The following is a 6,237-nucleotide window of genomic DNA, read 5'->3' as shown; positions in this document are numbered from 1 at the left end:
GCATCGCGGCCAGGATACGCTCGGAGCGTTCCAGGCTGCGCACCAGCAGCATCCCGACCAGATACCCAAGGCTTTGGTAGGTGTGTCGGTTGCTACCCGGGCGAAAGCCGCGCGCACGCATCGCGGTGCGCAGTCGCGCGTACTCCTCGCCGATGACGGTGATGTAGCGCACGGTGAAGAGCAGCAGTTGCACCAGCGTCGCCGGCATCCGCAGACGGGCAAGGGCGTGACCGAGCGTGACCGCCTCCAGGCTGCCGACCAAGGCCAGAAGCGCGAGCACGATCGCGTTCGCCTTGAGCACGATCGCGATCGCCTTGTGCAGCCCCTCGGCGCTCGCGCTGAGCGATCCCCACGCAAAGATCGGCGTCCCGGCAACGGTAAAGGGCAGCAGCAGCAAGATGAACAGCATAAAGCCGTCCATCGCCGCCATCCGTTTGAGGGTCGGGCCGGCGGGCAGACGAGCCCAGAACATCAAGAGGATGGCCAGGATAAGCGCGAGTGCGAGCGTCTGTAAGCCGGAGAGGGAAACCACCGCCAGTGCAAACAACGTGGCAGCAACGATGCGAAGGCGCGGATCCAGTTCCTGCAGCCAGCCCCGGCGAGCCCCGCCGGCTAGCGCCGCACGTTCGTCGGGCTTGAAGAGATGCCCCATGGCCGGACTCAGCCGCGCGCCGGCCGGCGGCTGTAGACAAAAAAGAGCAACCGGAAGAGACCCGCGATTTCAGACCGGTCCGATATCGGCGCGACCGCCCGGGGCGAGAGCCGGACCTCGGGCAGATGCCCGGCACCGAGATCGGGGCTGCCGTTCAGCGCGACACCTTCGACCGCCTCGACGATGTGCATACAAACCTCGATGGGATCGCCCGTCCCGTTGCTGGAGTGGGTTTCGGCAGGTCTCCTGATTCGCGCGTCGTCGGCATCACCGACCTTCCCGGGCCGTCACCCCTTGCGAATGACAACACCCAGTGGCTTCAGCGGTGGACCTCGGCGCTTAAGGTTGCGGGGACGGTCACGGAGTCGGCCCAAGATGGCGAGCATCATCTGTTCCTGACTCAACAGCCGTTCCCGACGGTTGAACCGCTCGTGGTTCTCTGACGAGCAGAACCGAGTCGCCGGAGTCTAAACGAACGGCCTCGGCGCGATCAATGTCTCCCGCTTGCACGAAAACGATACCGCCGGTCAGCGTGGCAGCGTCTCATGTGCCGCGGGATGCACAGTACCCCACCCGCCCTCACTTGCGTTGCGGTTCGGATGAGTCCTCATAACGCTCCAGCAACGCTCTCAGCCCATGCTCCTTGTTCGGGAAGAAGTGCTCGCGTCCGAGCTCCTCGACGATTCCGGTTTTCTCGAGGACGGACATCACCTGATGTTTCAATCCACTGAAGTAGAGCCCGATACCGGCGACCCGCAGCTGTTTTGCAACTTCGTTGATCTTTTCCTCGCCCGATGCGTCGATCTCGTTGATCCCGCTGCCGATGATCAGGATCACCCTGGTCTTCGGAAACTCGGCGATGGCCTCAAGCACGATGTCCTCGAAGTAAGCGACGGTCGAAAAGGTCAGCGAGCCGTCGAAGCGGACCGGCACGACCGTCTCGCTGACCGGCGTGAGATTGTGTGCCTTGATGCCGCCGAGCGTTCCATCCGGTTTACGCGCGACAATCTCCGCACGCGGACGCATACTCTTGATCAGATAGAGCAGCACCGTCAGGGCGATGCCGAGGAGGATACCGTTGGCGATGGCCGGGGCCATCACGAGGGTCGCCAGGAAGGTCACGATGCCGACGATCGCGCCGCCACGGTCGACCTTCCAGGCGTGGACCAGCGGCGCGATTCGGATCAGACCGAAGACGGCCATCATCACGATGACCGCCAGCACCGACTGCGGCAGACTGTAGAGATAGGACGTGAAAAAGAGCAGAACGACCATCACCGCCAGTGCGCTGATGACGGCAAAGAGGCCGGTCTTGGCGCCTGTCTTGGCTGCAACGGCCGATCGCGAGAAGGATCCGCTGACCGTGTAGGAGCTGAAGAAGCTACCGACAATGTTCGCCAGACCTTGTCCGACGAGCTCCTTGCCGGCGTTGATGCGCTCGCCTGTGGTGGTGGCGATCGCCTTGGAGATCGAGGTCGCCTCCATGAAGCCGATCAGCGCCATCACGATCGCCGCCGGAAGCAGCGCGAGGATCAGATCCCACTGCACCTCGGGCACGGCGAACTGCGGCAGTCCCTCGGGGATGGCCCCGACCACGGCCCCGCCCGAGGAGAGCGTCACCGTCCCGTCGCGCGTCTCGACGAAATGCCAGATCCGACCGTCACGCGCCAGTCCCTCGGGGACCTGGCCTTTGGCGAAGAGGAGCATTGGCCCGTCCGGGATCGGCGAGCCTTCCAGGCGGATCGCGTGCAGGTCGATGCGGCGCGCATTGTTCTGGGACCGCGACTGATCCAGCTCGTACTGGAAGAGACGGACCGACGCCGACAACTCCGCGGCGCGCTTGATGGCATCCATCCCGCCCTCCTGCTCGAGTCGAGCAGCCTCGCGGCTACGCTCAGAGATCAAGGCGGTGAGGGCTTTGATGCGCATCTCGGTCTGGTTGTAAGACTCGATCGTCTCCACCGTCGGCACGTCCTGGATCTGCTCGATCCCGACTGTCGACTTGTGCTCGAAGCCGATCATTGCCGACCAGGCGGTCGTTGCGAGTACGGCGATCAAGACGCCGGGGAGCCGGGGGGAGAACCGTTTGAGCCCATCGATCAGCAGAAAAGCCGCAAGCGCGAACACCAGTGTCGGCCAGTGCGTCTCGCCGATCTGCTGCACCACGCGCCAAAGGTCGGCAAGATAGAAGTCCGAGCGCGGAAAGGGCACGCCGATGATCTTGCTCAGCTGCGAGAGTCCGATGATCAGTGCCGCCGCATTCGTGAAGCCCACGACCACCGGGCTCGACAGCAGGTTGACGATGGCCCCGAGCTTGAACAGACCGAGTGCGAGACGCAGCACTCCGACCATCAAGGCCAGCATGATCGAGAGCTCGATGAAGCTCGCACTTCCCGGCGACGCAAAGGGAATGATCGCCGCGGCGGACATCAGCGAGAGCATCGCCACCGGGCCGGTGTGCAGTTGACTCGACGAACCCCACATCGAGGCGATCATGACGGGCACAAAGGAGGCGTAAAGCCCATACACGACCGGCAAACCTGCCAATTGGGCATAGGCCATCGACTGCGGCAGCAACACCAACGCCACCGTAATTCCGGCAATGATGTCGTCGCGCAGGCCCTCCCGAGTCATGGGGAACCAGCGCAAAAAGGGCAGGACAGGATACAGGCGTTCCATCATGACAACTCGTCCGGCTGATAGGAGATTGAAGAAACGCTCGATTGGTGCGCGCGAATGGTTCAGCAATACTCTAGGTTAACGACGTGCCGGCGGTCGGACCAATCGATGATACGCATCCGGGGCATAGCGGTTCATCGATGGGTACCTCGGGGAACACGTCCCGGTCGCCTGCCAGCCGGCTTTCTCGCAACACTGACCCGCACCAGCACGGGCGACCCGAGCCAGGTCTCGGGAGGCCCGAGGAAGCGACCGATGACAGATCCTTCTCGCATGACGATCCTGTTCGACAATTATCCCGGAGTCCCGGGCCTGACGAGCCTTTGGGGGTTCGCGGCCCTGATTCGGGTCGCAGACCGGACGATCCTGTTCGATACGGGCAGCAACGGCCGCGTCCTGCTGAGGAACATGGCCACGCTCGACATCGCCCCGGAATCCGTCGATCTGCTCTTTCTCTCACATCCGCATTGGGACCACATCGGCGGGTTGGATTCCGTCTTGGAGATGAATCCGCAGGCTACCGTCGTCGTGCACGAGGGTTTCTCGAAGCATCTGATCAATGACCTTCATGGTCTATGCGGCGAGTTGGTTGTCGTCGGGGCCGACCCTGTGACGCTTGCCCCGGGCGTCTTTTCGACCGGCATGCTCGACAGCAACCCTCCCGAGCACGCGATGGTGATCGAGGCCGACGGGGTCACGGCAGTCACCAGCGGCTGTGCGCATCCCGGAATGGAGCGGATCGTCGAGCACGCCTCGCGCCTTCTGGGGAAGAAGATCGATTGGGCCATCGGCGGGTTTCACCTGATGGACTCGGACGCCGCGGGGATCGACCGGGCGATTCGCGCGCTGCAGGCCCTCGACGTCGCCTACGTGGTACCGACCCACTGCACGGGAGACGCCGCAAGGGACGCGTTCCGCCATGCGTTCGGCGCGCGCTGCATCGATGGCGGCGTTGGCCGGGAGATCGGCATCGTCGGACGGGTGAACGCGCCCGGGTAGCCGACGGGGTACCGAGCGCGTGACCTGCCCGGTGGATGATCCCTCGCCGCCGACGCGGATCGGCGACTCGGATCCGTTGCCGGCAAAGCCGATCAACCTGTCGACGGAGATCGGCCCCGAGTATTCACTCGCCAGAGGCAATCTGCGCCTGCTGCAGGCCGGGAAGATCGAGACCGACGGCCAAGGCTGCGACGGACCGATCGAGAAGTTGGTGAGAGACTTCATGCTCGAAGACGAGGTCGTCAGCCTGATCGACGAGAAGGCCGGGGTCGAGCATTTCGGCCGGCGAATCCCCGATCGCATGGACATCATTCTCGGGGTTCTCGACTGCACCCGGGAATCCGTTTCGATCGCCCGGCGGATCCACGGATTTGCGACTGAGATGGGGACGAACAATGCCTGGTTCGTCTTGCACAAGGTTGCATCAACCGCGAGACAACGCCATGACCAGAATGGAGGTACCGGCAGCGATCATAAGACAGGCGACTATCACATTCACTGCCTCTCCCGCCTTGCCCCGAAAAAGGGCACTCGTTCGATCTGCAGCATACGCATAAACGAGCTTCACACCACCGACTGCCAGTATCGTTATTCCCAATACCACTCCCGCGTCAAGGTAGGTCATTGCGGACACATCAATGAACACAGGCAAAAAACCAAGGTAGAACAAGACCGCCTTTTGATCACCCAACGTGATGAGCAGGCCCGTCATGAAGCTCGATTGCAGAGAAGAGCCGGTGGCGCTTCCGATTTCGGTTGCTCTTTCTCCTGATCTCCAGAGGGCGATGCCCAGCCAAATCAGGTAAACCCCGCCCAGATACTTGACAATAAAGAACATGCTGCCCAGTGCTTCAACAAGAAGCGCAAGCCCAAACATGGCCAGCAAGATGAAGAGTATATCCCCGACGACGACCCCCATGGCAGTAAACGCGCCATCGACGAAGCCGAAAGATGCCGATCTTGCCGAGACAGCCAAAACGCTAATGCTCGGCACAGCCGCCAATACGGCCATGGCGCCGAATAACAGCACCATATTGGTCAGTGTCACACTACTTTCCATAGGCATCACTGTAGGTCCTGCCTTCGAGCTCGGCCTCCGTCGCCCGCTCCTGTTCCAGGTCGTCGAGATATTTCAGGAACAAGAGCCAGGAGGTTTGCTCCGTGTAATCCAGCTCCGAGCTGCAACCCGCCTCCTTCCAAAGCACATCGTCGATGTTCTTGAATGCCTGTTGAAACAGACGTCCGATGTCGTTCGTTACCGCCACGTCCTCGCTCTTGCTTTGCTGTTTAAACCGCGCCCTACGGGGTATGCGATGTTTTTGGATAGGATCGGCCCCGGCAGACTTGACGACCGCTGGAGCCGGCGCGGTCTTCGAGATCTTCGCGTTGGACGCGACCTCGCCGGCCGTCGGGGCGGGCGAAGAGGACGACTGCAAGTCGTCTATCCCGGGGGCGCCGCTTCGCGGCGATCGGCGGGCTTGCGAGCGTCCCGACCCGCCACGCGGGAGCATTGTAACGAAGTTCGCTTATCGTTCCTCGAACACTGACCGTCACCAAGAATCATCGATCCCGGCGTTGTTGTAGTCCCTCATGGTTTCCAACCAATCCGGCATCCCTTCCTTGACGATCTGCTTCAACTCGACCAGATCGTCCGCGCTGACCAAGCCTTTTTCATGCATGAAGGCGTAGAACTTTTTGAGGCTTGCTGCATTCTCCTTAATGCTGGCTTGGCTTGACCACATGGCCTTCCTGATAAACCAGTCTCCGAGAAACCAGCTGACAGGGTCCACGCCGTCTCTGGCCTCGAGCGCGTCCTCGTAAAGCAGATAGTCGTTGATGTAGAAATCGATATTTGCACGATGCTTCTTGACGACCTTCTCGGACAGGCCGGACGCCTCGAGCCAAGC

At 61.8% G+C, this 6,237-nt stretch carries 7 protein-coding genes, 1 pseudogene and 1 riboswitch; of the genes and pseudogenes, 1 reads left to right on the top strand and 7 read right to left on the bottom strand.

Translation table 11 applies throughout. The annotated features are described in order from the left end of the window. The 3 genes from cbiQ to GPT33_RS16280 form a co-directional block, all read right to left on the bottom strand. Window positions 1-652: cobalt ECF transporter T component CbiQ (cbiQ, locus tag GPT33_RS16290; protein WP_296810939.1), on the bottom strand; the 652-nt coding region annotated here is incomplete at its 3' end. 8 nt (window positions 653-660) lie between these two features. Beyond that, a complete protein-coding gene (locus tag GPT33_RS16285) occupies window positions 661-843 on the bottom strand; it encodes a hypothetical protein (protein ID WP_296810935.1) in 183 nt (60 codons plus the stop codon). Between the two features lie 27 nt (window positions 844-870). Beyond that, a riboswitch (cobalamin riboswitch) is annotated at window positions 871-1,097 on the bottom strand. 134 nt (window positions 1,098-1,231) lie between these two features. Continuing rightward, window positions 1,232-3,334: a SulP family inorganic anion transporter gene (locus GPT33_RS16280; RefSeq protein WP_296810932.1), complete on the bottom strand. Its 2,103-nt coding sequence runs from the start codon at window positions 3,332-3,334 to the stop codon at window positions 1,232-1,234. Window positions 3,335-3,586: 252 nt separating this feature from the next. Between GPT33_RS16280 and GPT33_RS16275 the strand changes: the two genes are divergently transcribed. Then, complete coding sequence (locus GPT33_RS16275; RefSeq protein ID WP_296810929.1) at window positions 3,587-4,330, top strand: MBL fold metallo-hydrolase; 744 nt, start codon at window positions 3,587-3,589, stop codon at window positions 4,328-4,330. Between the two features lie 124 nt (window positions 4,331-4,454). Here GPT33_RS16275 and GPT33_RS16270 read toward each other — a convergent pair whose 3' ends face one another. The 4 genes and pseudogenes from GPT33_RS16270 to GPT33_RS16255 form a co-directional block, all read right to left on the bottom strand. Then, the gene (locus tag GPT33_RS16270; RefSeq protein WP_296810926.1) at window positions 4,455-4,745 is read right to left on the bottom strand and encodes a hypothetical protein; all 291 of its coding nucleotides are present in this window, start codon (window positions 4,743-4,745) and stop codon (window positions 4,455-4,457) included. Window positions 4,746-4,754: 9 nt separating this feature from the next. Further along, window positions 4,755-5,378 carry a LysE family translocator gene (locus GPT33_RS16265; protein WP_296810923.1) on the bottom strand — a complete coding sequence of 208 codons (624 nt, stop codon included), beginning with the start codon at window positions 5,376-5,378 and terminating at the stop codon, window positions 4,755-4,757. A 22-nt stretch (window positions 5,379-5,400) separates the two neighbouring features. After that, window positions 5,401-5,568, bottom strand: a pseudogene (locus GPT33_RS16260) (type I restriction-modification system subunit M N-terminal domain-containing protein); the annotation flags it as partial. 312 nt (window positions 5,569-5,880) lie between these two features. Then, window positions 5,881-6,237: recombinase (locus tag GPT33_RS16255; RefSeq protein ID WP_296810918.1), on the bottom strand; the 357-nt coding region annotated here is incomplete at its 5' end.

The sequence above is a fragment of the Thiocapsa sp. genome (assembly GCF_011390875.1).
Lineage (GTDB): Bacteria > Pseudomonadota > Gammaproteobacteria > Chromatiales > Chromatiaceae > Thiocapsa.
Note: the sequence above shows the minus strand (reverse complement) of the source record. Positions and strands in the feature narration are given on the sequence as shown.

Excerpts from the sequence above, each read along its gene's own strand:
- GPT33_RS16285 (WP_296810935.1), bottom strand. The coding sequence starts at position 843 with ATGCACATCGTCGAGGCGGTCGAAGGTGTCGCGCTGAACGGCAGCCCC.
- GPT33_RS16280 (WP_296810932.1), bottom strand. The coding sequence starts at position 3,334 with ATGATGGAACGCCTGTATCCTGTCCTGCCCTTTTTGCGCTGGTTCCCC.
- GPT33_RS16275 (WP_296810929.1), top strand. The coding sequence starts at position 3,587 with ATGACAGATCCTTCTCGCATGACGATCCTGTTCGACAATTATCCCGGA.